This is a genomic window from Pseudomonas sp. R4-15 (assembly GCF_055768815.1).
The window spans coordinates 471,385-484,046 of the sequence record NZ_CM147293.1; the positions used below are offsets into that span (position 1 = coordinate 471,385).

Here is a 12,662-nt window from a genome sequence, read left to right on the forward strand (position 1 = left end):
ATCCACCCATGGCGAGCCCGGCCGGCAGCGACCCTGCAGCCGGGCCGAGAAGCCCAGGTCTGAAACCTCGTTGAGAGGCCAACGCTGCATGTCGACGAGCTCCGCCTGGCCAGCGGGCTCTCCCACTGGGCGAGCCCGGTAGCGTATGCCGTGTCATCCCCGGCAATATCCGGCTTCGCCCGATTCACGGAGCAGCCGTCTTGGCCCTCGACCCGATTTCCCTCAAGCTCTTCATCCGCGTGGTAGAAGAAGGTCGCATCGCCGCAGCGGCGAACAGCGAGCACATTGCCGCCGCAGCAGTGAGCAAGCGGCTCGCCGAACTGGAGGCGACCCTCGGTACGCAGTTGCTGATCCGCACCAACAAGGGCGTGGCCGCCACGGCTGCCGGGCTGGCCCTACTCGGTCCGGCCCGCGCCGCGCTGCGCAGTCTGGAACAGATAGAATCGAGCATGCAGGACTACCGGCTGGGCGTTCGCGGCGATGTCCGCATCGCCGCCAACATCTCTTCGCTCTCCCAGTTCCTGCCCGGCGACCTCAAGGCATTCTCGGCGCGCTACCCCCAGGTGAACATCCATCTCGACGAAAGCGTGAGCACGCGGACGCTGCAGGCCGTCGCCAGCAACTCCGTGGATATAGGTATCTTCAGCTACGGCAGCCTTCCGGTGGATCTCGAAGTAAGGCCCTACCGGCGCGACCAGCTCATGCTGATAACCCCCGCCGACCATGCCCTGGCGGGTAGAACGAAGGTCCGCTTTCACGAGACGCTCGATTATCCCTATGTGGGCATGCGCGCCGACAGTGCCCTGTCGATCATGATGGCGGCGGCCGCCAACGAAATGGCGCGCCCCTGGCACGTGCGGATGCACGTGGCCAGCTACGACGTGCTGTGCCTGATGGTCGACGCCGGGCTGGGGCTGGCGCTGCTGCCCAAGGAGGTGGCGCGACACCATGCCAACCAGCTGGACCTGGCGGTGGTCGAGATGGACGAGACCTGGAGCTATCGCGAACTCAAGCTGTGCATGCGGGACTATGCCGAGCTTCCGGTCGCCGCCCGCCTGCTGGTCGACCAGTTGCAGGGCAAACCCTGAACCACCTCCTCGCGCCGCCATCGTGAAACGCGATGGCGGGCTCGCAAAGCATTGCTATGCAGCCTCGCACCCACGCCCCTACATTGCCGAACGACAATAACAGGAGGCGACCATGGCAGAGGCCAAAACGCTCTTCAGCAAACTCTGGGACAGCCACCGGGTCGTCGATCTCGACGATGGCGAGGCGCTCATCTACGTCGACCGCCACCTGCTCAACGAGGTGACCAGCCCCCAGGCCTTCGAAGGCCTGGCTCGCCGCGGACGCAAGCCCTGGCGCGTCGATGCGCTGCTCGCGACAGCGGACCACAACGTCCCTACCCTGATGCGCTCCCAGGGCATCGACGACGACCTGGCACGGGTGCAGGTGAATACCCTGGCGAGCAATTGCCAGGCGCTGGGCATCACCCACTACGGCATGGGCAACGCGCGCCAGGGCATCCTGCATGTCATCGCGCCAGAGCTGGGCGTCACCCAGCCAGGCATGACCATCGCCTGCGGCGATTCCCACACCAGTACGCATGGCGCCTTCGCCTCGCTCGCCTTCGGTATCGGCACCTCGGACATCGAACACCTGCTAGCGAGCCAATGCCTGCGCATGCGGGCGCCCAAGACGCTGCGGGTCAGCGTCGACGGCACGCTCGGCAAGGGCGTCTCCGCTAAGGACCTGGCGCTGGGTATCATCGCCCAGCTGGGAGCCTCGGGCGGAGCCGGCCACGCCATCGAATTCGCCGGCGAGACCATCGGCGGGCTGTCGATGGAGGCGCGCATGACCCTGTGCAACATGTCCATCGAAGCGGGCGCCAGGGTCGGCCTGATCGGTGTCGACCAGACGACCATCGACTACCTGCGGGGCCGCAGCGCAGTGCCATCCGGCGAGCATTGGGAACAGGCCCAGGCCTACTGGCGCGGGTTCGTCAGCGACGAAGGCGCCGTCTTCGACCGGGAGCTGGCCCTCTCGGCGCAGAGCATCCGACCCGTCGTGACCTGGGGCACCTCCCCCGACATGTCCTGCGCGATCGACGAGCGCATCCCGCACCCCGAGGACGTCGAACCGCTGCGCAGGGACAGCTATGCGAGAGCTCTGTTTTACATGGATCTCTGCCCTGGCATGTCCATCGGCGACATCCGCCTGGACAAGGTCTTCATCGGCTCCTGCACCAATGCCCGGATTGAGGACCTGCGCGTCGCCGCCTCGCTGGTGAAAGGGCAACGGGTGGCTGCGAACATCCGCCAGGCCCTGGTGGTGCCCGGTTCGGGAATGGTCAAGTCCCAAGCCGAAGCCGAGGGACTGGACCGCATCTTCATCGATGCCGGTTTCGAATGGCGCGAGCCCGGCTGCTCCATGTGCCTGGGCATGAACGAGGATCGGCTGATGCCCGGTGAACGCTGCGCCTCCACCTCCAACCGCAACTTCGAAGGGCGCCAGGGGGCCGGGGGTCGATCCCACCTGGTCAGTCCGGCGATGGCCGCCGCCGCGGCGATCGCCGGGCATTTCGTCGATGTCCGCAATCTTTGAGGAGCTGGCTCATGCAGCCTTTCACTACGCTCGACGGCCTAGTCGTGCCTTTGGACAGGCGTGACGTAGATACCGACGCGATCATACCCAAGCAGTTCATGAAATCGATCCGGCGCAGCGGATTCGGGCAGAACCTGTTCGATAGCTGGCGCTACCTCGACGAGGGCATACCGGGCGCGGACTGCTCACAGCGTCCGCTCAATACCGAGTTCCCACTCAACCAACCGCGCTACCAGGACGCACAAATTCTGCTGTGTCGCGAAAACTTCGGCTGCGGTTCGAGCCGCGAGCACGCCGTCTGGGCCATCGAGGAATTCGGCCTACGCGTATTGCTCGGCACCCATTTTGCCGACATTTTCTACAACAACTGCCTGAGGAACGGCGTCCTACCGGTACGTCTGGTGCCGGAAGCGATCGACTGGCTGTTCGCCGAGGTTGAGCGCGTGCCCGGCCTGCGCCTGCAGGTCGACCTGCAGGCGCAGCAGGTGCGCTGCGGCGCACGGCAGTGGGGCTTCGAGATCGACAGCCACGCCAAGCGTTGCCTGATTGAGGGGCTGGACGACATCGACCAGACCCTCGAACACGCCAGAGCGATCAGCCTATACGAACGGCAACGGCAGCAGCGAACACCGTGGCTGTTCGCTGCGACCCAGGGGAGCTGATCGAAAGCCCCTCCCACGCATCGACAATTCACCCATTCCAATAACAATACGGGAGCACTCGTTCGTGCTGACGATCATTATCATCCTCGCCATCCTGTCATCCATCGGCATCGGCTACTGGCTGAACATCAACATCGGTCTCCTCGCGATGGGCTTCGCTTACGTCATCGCGGTGCTGATGATGGGCCTGAGCAGCAAGGTTCTGCTCGGCTTCTGGCCGATCAATCTGTTCTTCATCATATTCGCCATCACCTTCTTCTTCGGCTTCGCCATCAGCAACGGCACGCTGGACAAGATCGCCCACCGCACTGTGTACATGGCACGGCGCATGCCGGCGATGATCCCTTTCGCCCTGTATGGCCTGGTCATGCTGATTTCTGGGGTAGGACCGGGACACTACGCGGTATTCGTGTTCCTCTCCCCGCTGGTTATGTCGGTCGCGGCGCGTACCGGGATGAGCCGGGTGCTGGGGGCGATCATCGTCGTCTGCGGCGGCATGGCCACCACCTTCGTGCCCATCAGCATGGGCGGCCGGGTTACCCAGGGCATCCTCGAGAACGCCGGCTACGACATCGCGACCGCAGCGAGCCACACGCACGTGCTGCTGATCGATGCGTTCCTGATCAACACGGCGATGTTCATCGCCGCCTACGTGCTGCTCAAGGGCTACCGCACCCGCCACTTGGACAGCGAGCCGCCGGAACCGCTCGATCCGGCGCAGCGCAGGACGCTGGTGCTGATCCTCGGGGTGATCTCCGCCATCGTGCTGCCGAGCGTGCTCGCTGCAGTCCTACCCTCGGTCACGCTGCTGGGCACCATCGCCTCGCGGATGGATGCCACCTTCGTCTCGATCATCGGTATCGTCCTGGCGCTGGTGCTGCGCGTCGGCAACGAGAAGGATGCGCTGGCCAAGGTGCCATGGACGATCATCGTGCTGCTCTGCGGCATGGGCATGCTCATCGCCGTGGCAGTGAAGGCCGGGACCATCGGCGCACTGTCACAGTGGTTGGCGACCCATGTCAGCGCTACCAACGTGCCCTACGCGACGGGTATCTCCGCGAGCCTGATGAGCTTTTTCTCGAGCACACTTGGGGTGGTTATGCCCACGCTCTTCCCCATGGCGCCGAGCCTGGCGGCACAGACCGGCACCAGCGAGACACTGCTGCTGGCAGTGATCATGCTGTGCGCCTCGATGACCGGGTTCTCGCCCTTCTCTTCCGCAGGCGCGCTCGCGCTGGCCGGCGTACAGAGCGAAGCGGAACGCGGGCGGCTGTTCTTCCAACTGCTGTCGCTGCCGTTCATCGGCGTGTCCTGCATACTGCTGCTGGTGTTCCTCGGGCTGCTCGGCTGAGCGACCCGTCCGCCGCTTAGAAGAACGTCAGTCCGGCCTGGAACATCCGCTCGATGTCGCGGATGTACTTCTTGTCGACCAGGAACAGGATGACGTGGTCGCCGGACTCGATCAGCGTGTCGCCGTGGGCGATCAGCACCTCTTCGTCGCGCACGATGGCGCCGATGCTGGTGCCGCCGGGCAGGCTGATCTCGTCGACCATGCGCCCCACCACCTTGCTCGAACGCGAGTCGCCGTGGGCGATCACCTCGATCACCTCGGCGGCGCCGCGGCGCAGCGAGTGCGCGCTGACGATGTCGCCACGGCGCACGTGGGACAGCAGCGAACCGATGGTGGCGAGTTGCGGGCTGATGGCGATGTCGATCTCGCCACCTTCCACCAGGTCCACGTAGGCGGGGTTGTTGATGATGGTCATCACCTTGCGCGCGCCCAGGCGCTTGGCCAGCAGCGAGGACATGATGTTGGCCTCGTCGTCGTTGGTCAGGGCGAGGAAGATGTCCGCGTCGCTGATGTTCTCCTCCATCAGCAGGTCCTTGTCCGAGGCGCTGCCGTGCAGCACCACGGTGCTGTCCAGGCTGTCGGAGAGGTGCCGGCAACGGGCGGCGTTGCGCTCGATGATCTTCACCTGGTAGCGGCTCTCGATGGCTTCGGCGAGGCGTTCGCCGATATTGCCGCCACCGGCGATGACCACCCGCCGATAGCTCTCCTCGAGCCGCCGCATTTCGCTCATCACCGCACGCAGGTGCGCCTTGGCCGCGATGAAGAACACCTCGTCGTCGGCCTCGATGACGGTGTCGCCGCGCGGCGGAATCGGCCGGTTGCGGCGGAAGATCGCCGCCACCCGGGTATCCACGTTGGGCATGTGCTCGCGAATCTGCTTGAGCTGCTGGCCGACCAGCGGGCCGCCGTAGTAGGCGCGCACCGCCACCAGTTGCGCCTTGCCGTCGGCGAAGTCGATGACCTGCAGCGCACCGGGGTATTCGATCAGCCGCTTGATGTAGTTGGTGACCAGCTGCTCGGGGCTGATCAACACGTCCACCGGGATCGCCTCGTTGTCGAACAGGCCGCTGCGGGTCAGGTACGCCGACTCGCGCACACGGGCGATCTTGGTCGGCGTATGGAACAGGGTGAAGGCGACCTGGCAGGCGACCATGTTGGTCTCGTCCGAGTTGGTCACCGCCACCAGCATGTCGGCGTCGTCGGCACCGGCCTGGCGCAGCACCGTGGGGAACGAGCCACGGCCCTGGATGGTGCGGATGTCCAGGCGATCGCCCAGGTCACGCAGGCGATCGCCGTCGGTATCGACCACGGTGATGTCGTTGGCCTCGCTGGCCAGATGCTCGGCGAGGGTGCCGCCGACCTGGCCGGCACCGAGGATGATGATCTTCACCCGAACTCCTTATCCGCGGGCGGGCGCCGCGGCGATTTTCATCAGCTTGGCATAGTAGAAGCCGTCGTGCCCATCGTCCTGCGGCAGCAACTGGCGGCCGTGCGCCTGGGCGACGCCGAAGGCGCTGCCCAGGTCCAGTTCACGGGCGCCGGGGGTGCGCGCGAGGAAGGCGGCGATGTTCTCGCTGTTCTCGGTCGGCAGCACCGAGCAGGTGGCGTAGAGCAGGATGCCGCCGACCTCCAGGGTCTGCCACAGCGCATCGAGCAGCTCGCCCTGCAGGCGGGCGAGTTCGGCGATGTCCTCGGCCTTGCGGGTCAGGCGGATTTCCGGATGGCGGCGAATCACCCCGGTGGCCGAACAGGGCGCATCGAGCAGGATCCGCGCGAACGGCTTGCCGTCCCACCAGGCGCCCAGGTCACGGCCGTCGGCGGCGCACAGACTGGCGTCCAGTTGCAGCCGCGCAAGGTTCTCGCGAACCCGCGCCAGGCGGCCGGCGTCGGCGTCCAGGGCCAGCACCTCGGCCAGTGCCGGTTCGCGTTCGAGCAGGTGGCAGGTCTTGCCGCCGGGCGCTGCGCAGGCATCCAGCACGCGCTGGCCGGGCGCCAGTTCGAGCAGCCCGGCGGCCAGCTGGGCCGCTTCGTCCTGCACGCTGACGCGACCCTCGGCGAAGCCCGGCAGCAGGTTCACGTCGCAGGCCTGCAGCAGACGAATGCCGTCTTCGGCGTAGCGGCAGGGCTCGGCAGCGATACCGGCGCTGCGCAGCTCATCCAGGTAGACGTCGCGCGTCACCTGGCGGCGATTGACGCGCAGGATCATCGGCGGATGGGCGTTGTTGGCCGCGCAAATCGCTTCCCACTGTTCCGGCCAGAACTGCTTGAGGGTCTTCTGCAACCAGCGCGGATGGGCGGTGCGCACCACCGGATCGCGCTCCAGCTCGACGAAAAGCGTCTCGCCTTCGCGCTGGGCACGGCGCAGCACGGCATTGAGCAGGCCTTTGGCCCAGGGCTTCTTCAGCGCGGCGGCGGCGCCAACCGTCTCGCCGATCGCGGCGTGCGCCGGAATGCGCGTATGGAACAGCTGGTACAGGCCGACCAGCAGCAGCGCATCGACGTCCCGCTCGGACGCCTTGAACGGCTTCTGCAGCAGACGCTCGGCGAGCGCCGCGAGGCGCGGCTGCCAGCGCGCCGCACCGAAGGCCAGCTCCTGGGTCAGGCCGCGATCGCGCGGCGCTACCTTGTCCAACAGCGGCGGCAGGCTGCCGCCGAGGGAAGCCTTGCCGTCGAGCACCGCGGCCAACGCGCGGGCGGCTGCCAGGCGTGGATTCATTCGCCGAGTACCTGGCCGGCGACGAAGCGCTCGCGACGGCTGTTGAACAGGTCGGCGAAGTCCAGCGGCTTGCCGCCGGGCAATTGCACACGGGTCAGGCACAGGGCGCCGTCGCCACAGGCGACCCGCAGGCCCTCACGGCTGGCCTCGAGGATCGTTCCGGGCGCGCCCTGTCCCTCGGCGAGCTGCGCGGCGTAGACCTTCAGCGTCTCACCGCCCAGGGTGCTGTGGCACACCGGCCAGGGATCGAACGCACGGATGCGCCGCTCCAGCAGCGCCGCCGGTTGGCTCCAGTCCAGGCGCGCCTCGTCCTTGCTCAGCTTGTGCGCGTAGGTGGCCAGGGCGTCGTCCTGCACCTCGTCGACCAGGCGACCTTCGGCGAGGCCCGCCACCGCTTCGACCAGCGCCGCGGCGCCCAGCGTGGCCAGGCGGTCGTGCAGGCTGCCACCGGTGTCGTCGGCGGCGATGGCCGTGGTTTCCTTGAGCAACATCGGGCCGGTGTCCAGCCCGGCCTCCATGCGCATCACGGTGACGCCACTCTCCGCGTCGCCGACTTCGATGGCGCGCTGGATGGGCGCCGCGCCGCGCCAGCGCGGCAGCAGCGAGGCGTGGCTGTTGACGCAGCCCAGGCGCGGGATGTCGAGCACCGCCTGGGGCAGGATCAGGCCGTAGGCGACCACCAGTAGCAGGTCGGGCTGCAGCGCGGCGAGCTCCGCCTGGGCCTCGGTGGCGCGCAGGGTCTGCGGCTGCAGCACCGGAATGGCATGCTCGACGGCCAGGCGTTTGACCGGACTGGGCATGAGTTTCTGCCCACGCCCGGCGGGACGATCGGGCTGGGTGTAGACGGCCACCGGGGTCAACCCGGCATCGAGCAGGGCTTGCAGGTGGACGGCGGCGAATTCCGGGGTACCGGCGAAAACGATGCGCAAAACAGGAGGCTCCAGAATGCAAGAAGGCTTGCGATGCAAGCCTTCGGAAAAGGGCGGTCAGGCGCGTTGGCGGTGCTGTTTTTCCAGCTTCTTCTTGATCCGGTCGCGCTTGAGGCTGGACAGGTAGTCGACGAACAACTTGCCGTTGAGGTGATCGCACTCGTGCTGGATGCACACCGCCAGCAGGCCTTCGGCGACCATCTCGAAGGGCTCGCCGTCACGCCCGAGCGCCTTGATGCGCACCTTCTGCGGACGGTCGACGTTCTCGTAGAAACCCGGCACGGACAGGCAGCCTTCCTGATACTGGTCCATCTCGTCGGTGAGCGTTTCGAACTCCGGGTTGATGAACACCAGCGGATCACTCTTGTCCTCGGACAGGTCCATCACCACCACGCGCTTGTGCACGTTGACCTGGGTCGCGGCGAGGCCGATGCCGGGCGCGTCGTACATGGTCTCGAACATGTCGTCGATCAACTGGCGCAGGGCGTCGTCGACAGCCTCCACGGGCTTGGCGATGGTGCGCAGGCGCGGATCGGGGAATTCGAGGATGGTCAGGATCGCCATAGGTCTTTGTGATGCGTTATGGAACAAATTCGAGAAGCGCTGCTAAGATGGTCGGCAGCTCGCACAAGCCCCCGAAATGCCCGCCGGGGGCGGGTTTCAGGCGGTTTCGACGGACATGATAAAGGGATTCATGGCATGAGGAAATCACTACTCGTCCTGCTGCTGCTCGGCCTCTGCGGGCTGGCACAGGCCGATGTACGCCTGCGACAGGATCACCCAGACCGCTACACGGTGGTGCGAGGTGACACCCTCTGGGACATCGCCGGCAAGTTTCTCGCCGAACCCTGGGAGTGGCCACAGATCTGGCAGGCCAACCCGCAGATCGAGAATCCCCACCTGATCTACCCCGGCGACACGCTGTCGCTGGTGTACATCGATGGCCAGCCGCGCATCCGCCTCGAACGCGGTGCCAGTCGCGGCACCATCAAGCTGTCGCCGCAGATCCGCACCACGCCGATCGCCGAGGCGATCCCGACCATCCCGCTGAGCACCATCAACAGCTTCCTGCTCTCCAACCGCATCATCGACGATGCGGAAGAGTTCAAGACGGCGCCCTACGTCCTCGCCGGCAACGCCGAGCGGGTGATCAGTGGCGCCGGCGACCGCATCTACGCACGCGGCACCTTCGACGATGCGCAGCCGGTCTACGGCATCTTCCGCCAGGGCCGCAGCTACGTGGACCCGGACACCGGCGACTTCCTAGGCATCAACGCCGATGACGTCGGCACCGCGCAGATGCAGGCGCTCGAAGGCGATATCGCCACCCTGGAGCTGACCCGTTCGACCCAGGAAGCGCGCATTGGCGACCGTCTTTTCCCCACCGAGCAGCGCGCGGTCAACTCCACCTTCCTGCCCAGCGAGCCGCTGGAGGACGTGAACGGCGTGATTCTCGACGTACCCCGCGGGGTCAGCCAGGTCGGCCAGTTCGACGTGGTGACGCTGAACAAGGGGCGCCGCGACGGCCTGGTCGAGGGCAACGTGCTGGCGGTCTACAAGACCGGCGAAACCGTGCGCGACCGCATCACCGGCGAGCAGGTGAAGGTCCCCGACGAGCGCGCCGGCCTGCTGATGGTGTTCCGCACCTACGAGAAGCTCAGCTACGGCCTGGTGCTCGCGGCGACGCGGCAACTGGAGTTGCTCGACAAGGTGAAGAATCCCTAGCGTCAACGGCGCCCAACCCCTCTGATCACGGACGATCGGATGCCCCACTCCCCTGCCGAACTCGAAGCGCGCCTGCGCCTGCACCTGATTCCCGGGATGGGCCCGCGGCGCTACCGCCGCCTCCTGCAGGCCTTCGCCGATGCCAGCTCGGCGCTCGCCGCGCCGGCCTCCGCCTGGCGTGCGTTGGGCTTGCCTAGCGTCTGCGCCGAAGCCCGCCGCACGCCCGACATCCGCGAGCGCGCCGCGGCCACGCTGGCCTGGCTGGAGACACCCGGCCAGCACCTGCTGTGCAGCGACGAGGACAACTACCCGGCCTTGCTCGCCGAGCTGCCCGACGCCCCGCCGCTGCTGTTCGTCGCCGGATGCGCGGAGATCCTCGAGCGGCCGCAGTTGGCCGTCGTCGGCAGCCGTCGCGCCAGTCCGCCGGGGCTAGAGAGCGCCCGACGCTTCGCCCGCAGCCTCGCAGGCGGTGGATTCGTGGTCACCAGTGGCCTGGCACTGGGTATCGACGGCGCCGCCCACCAGGGCGCACTGGATGCTGGCGGGCTGACCGTCGCGGTGCTCGGCACCGGCCTGCAGCGGCTCTACCCGCAACGCCACCGGGGCCTGGCCACCGCGATCCTGGAGGGCGGAGGCGCGCTGGTCTCCGAGCTACCGCTGGACTGTCCACCGGTGCCAGCCAACTTCCCCCGTCGCAATCGGCTGATCAGCGGCCTTTCGCTGGGCGTGCTGGTGGTCGAGGCGAGTCCGTCCAGCGGTTCCTTGATCACCGCCCGGCTCGCCGCCGAGCAGGGTCGCGAGGTCTTCGCGATTCCCGGCTCGATCCACCACCCCGGCGCCCGCGGCTGCCACCAGTTGATCCGCGAAGGCGCGCAACTGGTCGAGAGCATTGACGACATCCTGCCCAATCTGCGCGGCTGGCAGTCCTCCGGCACGCCGAGCGCCGAGGCAACCGGCGCCAACGCCGAACACCCGCTGCTGGCGCTGCTCTGCGCCGCGCCGCAAAGTGCCGAGAGCCTGGCGCAAAGCAGCGGACAACCGTTGCCCAGCGTGCTCGCCAGCCTCACCGAACTGGAGCTGGACGGTCTCGCCGCGTGCCAGGCCGGGTGCTGGTTCGCGCGCATGTGATGCGTGCCGCGCGGAGAGAGGGCTACACTGCGCGCGTTTTCCAAGACGGGAGGGGCGGCATGAGCGACTGGCAGGTTCGACGGGTGGCAGAGGCGGTACGCTGCGGCGGCGTCATCGCCTATCCCACCGAAGGCGTCTGGGGCCTGGGCTGCGACCCCTGGGACGAGACCGCGGTCCTGCGTCTGCTGGCACTCAAGGAACGGCCGATGCACAAGGGCCTGATCCTCGTCGCCGACGACATCGAGCAGTTCGACTTCCTCCTCGACGAGCTGCCGGACCTGTGGATAGAGCGCCTGGCCAGCACCTGGCCAGGGCCCAATACCTGGCTGGTACCGCACCAGGGCCGGCTGCCCGAATGGATCACCGGCGAGCATGACAGCGTTGCCCTGCGGGTCAGCGACCACCCGTTGGTGCGCCAGCTCTGCGCACACACAGGTCCCCTGGTATCGACCTCGGCGAACCCCGCCGGGCGGCCGTCGGCGATGAGCCGCCTGCGTGTCGAGCAGTACTTCCACGGGCAGCTCGATGCGGTGCTGGCCGGCGCTCTCGGCGGACGTCGCAGCCCCAGCACGATCCGCGACCTGCGCAGCGGCGAGGTGCTGCGCGGCGGCTGAACCGTGTCGCGACTCCTGCGGTCGGATAGGACGTGGCCTCTCTGCCACGCCCCATTCGAGCACCCTGGAGGAAACACATGGGCATCATTGGCACCATCATCATCGGCCTGCTGGTCGGCCTGGTCGCGCGCTTCCTCAAGCCCGGCGACGACAGCATGGGCTGGATCATGACCATCCTGCTGGGTATCGGCGGCGCCCTGCTGGCAACCTATGGCGGCCAGGCCATCGGTTTCTACGAAGCCGGCGAAGCGGCGGGTTTCATCGGCGCGGTCGTCGGTGCGATCATCCTGCTGGTGATCTTCGGCATGGTCCGCGGCAAACGCTGACCTCCCTTACCGGGGCCGCCGCCGACGGCCCCACCCTCTGGAACTTCCATGCGCACATTCCTGCTGTCCCTGCTGTGCTGTCTGAGCCTGGCCGCTCACGCGGCTCCCGCCGAACTCGACTGGCTGGAGCTGATGCCGCCGGAGGATCGCCAGGCACTGGAGGACATGCCGGAGATCAGCCACGACAGCCCCGAGGCCCTGGGTTTCAGCGACAAGGGCGGGCTCAAGCAGCAGAAAGGCCTTCCGGCCGTGATGTACTCCGCCAAGACGGTGCCGTCGATGAACGGCCGGGTGGTCCGCTTGGGCGGCTATCCGGTACCGCTGGAGACCGACAATCACGGCAATACCACGCTGCTGTTCCTGGTGCCCTACCCCGGCGCCTGCATCCATGTGCCGCCACCGCCCCCCAACCAGATTGTCCTGGTGCGTTACCCCAAGGGTCTGCGCATCGACGATATCTACGCGCCGCTGTGGGCCGACGGCACGCTGAAGGTAGAAGCCGCCGATAACGAACTCGCCGACTCGGCGTATGCCATGGACGCCGACCTGCTCAAGGTGGTGACCGAGGACGACCTGTAGATCACCGCGAAGGCCGCGCCTGCGTGGA

General features: G+C 67.1%; 13 protein-coding genes. 9 read left to right on the forward strand and 4 right to left on the reverse strand.

Annotated features, from left to right (window positions below; translation table 11 throughout):
* Positions 1-200 precede the first annotated feature (200 nt).
* From ACYRGX_RS02295 to ACYRGX_RS02310, 4 genes are all read left to right on the forward strand, one after another.
* Positions 201-1,088: a LysR family transcriptional regulator gene (locus tag ACYRGX_RS02295; RefSeq protein WP_473055003.1), complete on the forward strand. Its 888-nt coding sequence runs from the start codon at positions 201-203 to the stop codon at positions 1,086-1,088.
* 112 nt (positions 1,089-1,200) lie between these two features.
* Entirely contained in the window at positions 1,201-2,604 is a 1,404-nt protein-coding gene (gene leuC / locus ACYRGX_RS02300; RefSeq protein WP_473055004.1) for a 3-isopropylmalate dehydratase large subunit, read from the forward strand.
* Positions 2,605-2,615: 11 nt separating this feature from the next.
* Positions 2,616-3,266 (forward strand): 3-isopropylmalate dehydratase small subunit, encoded by a 651-nt coding sequence (gene leuD, locus ACYRGX_RS02305; RefSeq protein ID WP_473055005.1) that lies wholly within the window; start codon positions 2,616-2,618, stop codon positions 3,264-3,266.
* Between the two features lie 64 nt (positions 3,267-3,330).
* On the forward strand, positions 3,331-4,617 hold the full coding sequence (locus ACYRGX_RS02310; RefSeq protein WP_473055006.1) for an SLC13 family permease: 1,287 nt from the start codon (positions 3,331-3,333) through the stop codon (positions 4,615-4,617).
* A 16-nt stretch (positions 4,618-4,633) separates the two neighbouring features.
* Here the strand turns inward: ACYRGX_RS02310 and trkA are convergent, their stop codons facing one another.
* The 4 genes from trkA to def are packed head-to-tail and all read right to left on the reverse strand — an operon-like array spanning position 4,634 to position 8,826.
* The gene (trkA, locus tag ACYRGX_RS02315; protein WP_473055007.1) at positions 4,634-6,007 is read right to left on the reverse strand and encodes a Trk system potassium transporter TrkA; all 1,374 of its coding nucleotides are present in this window, start codon (positions 6,005-6,007) and stop codon (positions 4,634-4,636) included.
* Between the two features lie 9 nt (positions 6,008-6,016).
* Entirely contained in the window at positions 6,017-7,333 is a 1,317-nt protein-coding gene (rsmB, locus tag ACYRGX_RS02320; protein WP_473055008.1) for a 16S rRNA (cytosine(967)-C(5))-methyltransferase RsmB, read from the reverse strand.
* Positions 7,330-8,280: a methionyl-tRNA formyltransferase gene (gene fmt / locus ACYRGX_RS02325; protein ID WP_473056616.1), complete on the reverse strand. Its 951-nt coding sequence runs from the start codon at positions 8,278-8,280 to the stop codon at positions 7,330-7,332. The genes rsmB and fmt overlap by 4 nt, the downstream gene beginning before the upstream one ends.
* A gap of 39 nt (positions 8,281-8,319) precedes the next feature.
* Positions 8,320-8,826 (reverse strand): peptide deformylase, encoded by a 507-nt coding sequence (gene def / locus ACYRGX_RS02330; protein WP_473055009.1) that lies wholly within the window; start codon positions 8,824-8,826, stop codon positions 8,320-8,322.
* 135 nt (positions 8,827-8,961) lie between these two features.
* Here def and ACYRGX_RS02335 point away from each other — a divergent pair, with 135 nt between their 5' ends.
* The 5 genes from ACYRGX_RS02335 (at position 8,962) to ACYRGX_RS02355 (ending at position 12,634) form a co-directional block, all read left to right on the forward strand.
* Complete coding sequence (locus tag ACYRGX_RS02335; protein WP_473055010.1) at positions 8,962-9,987, forward strand: LysM peptidoglycan-binding domain-containing protein; 1,026 nt, start codon at positions 8,962-8,964, stop codon at positions 9,985-9,987.
* 39 nt (positions 9,988-10,026) lie between these two features.
* Positions 10,027-11,115 (forward strand): DNA-processing protein DprA, encoded by a 1,089-nt coding sequence (gene dprA, locus ACYRGX_RS02340; RefSeq protein WP_473055011.1) that lies wholly within the window; start codon positions 10,027-10,029, stop codon positions 11,113-11,115.
* 59 nt (positions 11,116-11,174) lie between these two features.
* Positions 11,175-11,729: an L-threonylcarbamoyladenylate synthase type 1 TsaC gene (tsaC, locus tag ACYRGX_RS02345; protein WP_473055012.1), complete on the forward strand. Its 555-nt coding sequence runs from the start codon at positions 11,175-11,177 to the stop codon at positions 11,727-11,729.
* Positions 11,730-11,806: 77 nt separating this feature from the next.
* On the forward strand, positions 11,807-12,055 hold the full coding sequence (locus ACYRGX_RS02350) for a GlsB/YeaQ/YmgE family stress response membrane protein (protein ID WP_473055013.1): 249 nt from the start codon (positions 11,807-11,809) through the stop codon (positions 12,053-12,055).
* A gap of 48 nt (positions 12,056-12,103) precedes the next feature.
* Complete coding sequence (locus ACYRGX_RS02355; protein WP_473055014.1) at positions 12,104-12,634, forward strand: DUF3299 domain-containing protein; 531 nt, start codon at positions 12,104-12,106, stop codon at positions 12,632-12,634.
* Positions 12,635-12,662: the final 28 nt, after the last annotated feature.

Bases quoted from the DNA above. Each gene is read 5' to 3' on its own strand.
- ACYRGX_RS02335 (WP_473055010.1), top strand. From the start codon at position 8,962: ATGAGGAAATCACTACTCGTCCTGCTGCTGCTCGGCCTCTGCGGGCTG.
- rsmB (WP_473055008.1), bottom strand. From the start codon at position 7,333: ATGAATCCACGCCTGGCAGCCGCCCGCGCGTTGGCCGCGGTGCTCGAC.
- leuD (WP_473055005.1), top strand. From the start codon at position 2,616: ATGCAGCCTTTCACTACGCTCGACGGCCTAGTCGTGCCTTTGGACAGG.
- ACYRGX_RS02355 (WP_473055014.1), top strand. From the start codon at position 12,104: ATGCGCACATTCCTGCTGTCCCTGCTGTGCTGTCTGAGCCTGGCCGCT.
- leuC (WP_473055004.1), top strand. From the start codon at position 1,201: ATGGCAGAGGCCAAAACGCTCTTCAGCAAACTCTGGGACAGCCACCGG.
- def (WP_473055009.1), bottom strand. From the start codon at position 8,826: ATGGCGATCCTGACCATCCTCGAATTCCCCGATCCGCGCCTGCGCACC.
- tsaC (WP_473055012.1), top strand. From the start codon at position 11,175: ATGAGCGACTGGCAGGTTCGACGGGTGGCAGAGGCGGTACGCTGCGGC.
- ACYRGX_RS02350 (WP_473055013.1), top strand. From the start codon at position 11,807: ATGGGCATCATTGGCACCATCATCATCGGCCTGCTGGTCGGCCTGGTC.
- dprA (WP_473055011.1), top strand. From the start codon at position 10,027: ATGCCCCACTCCCCTGCCGAACTCGAAGCGCGCCTGCGCCTGCACCTG.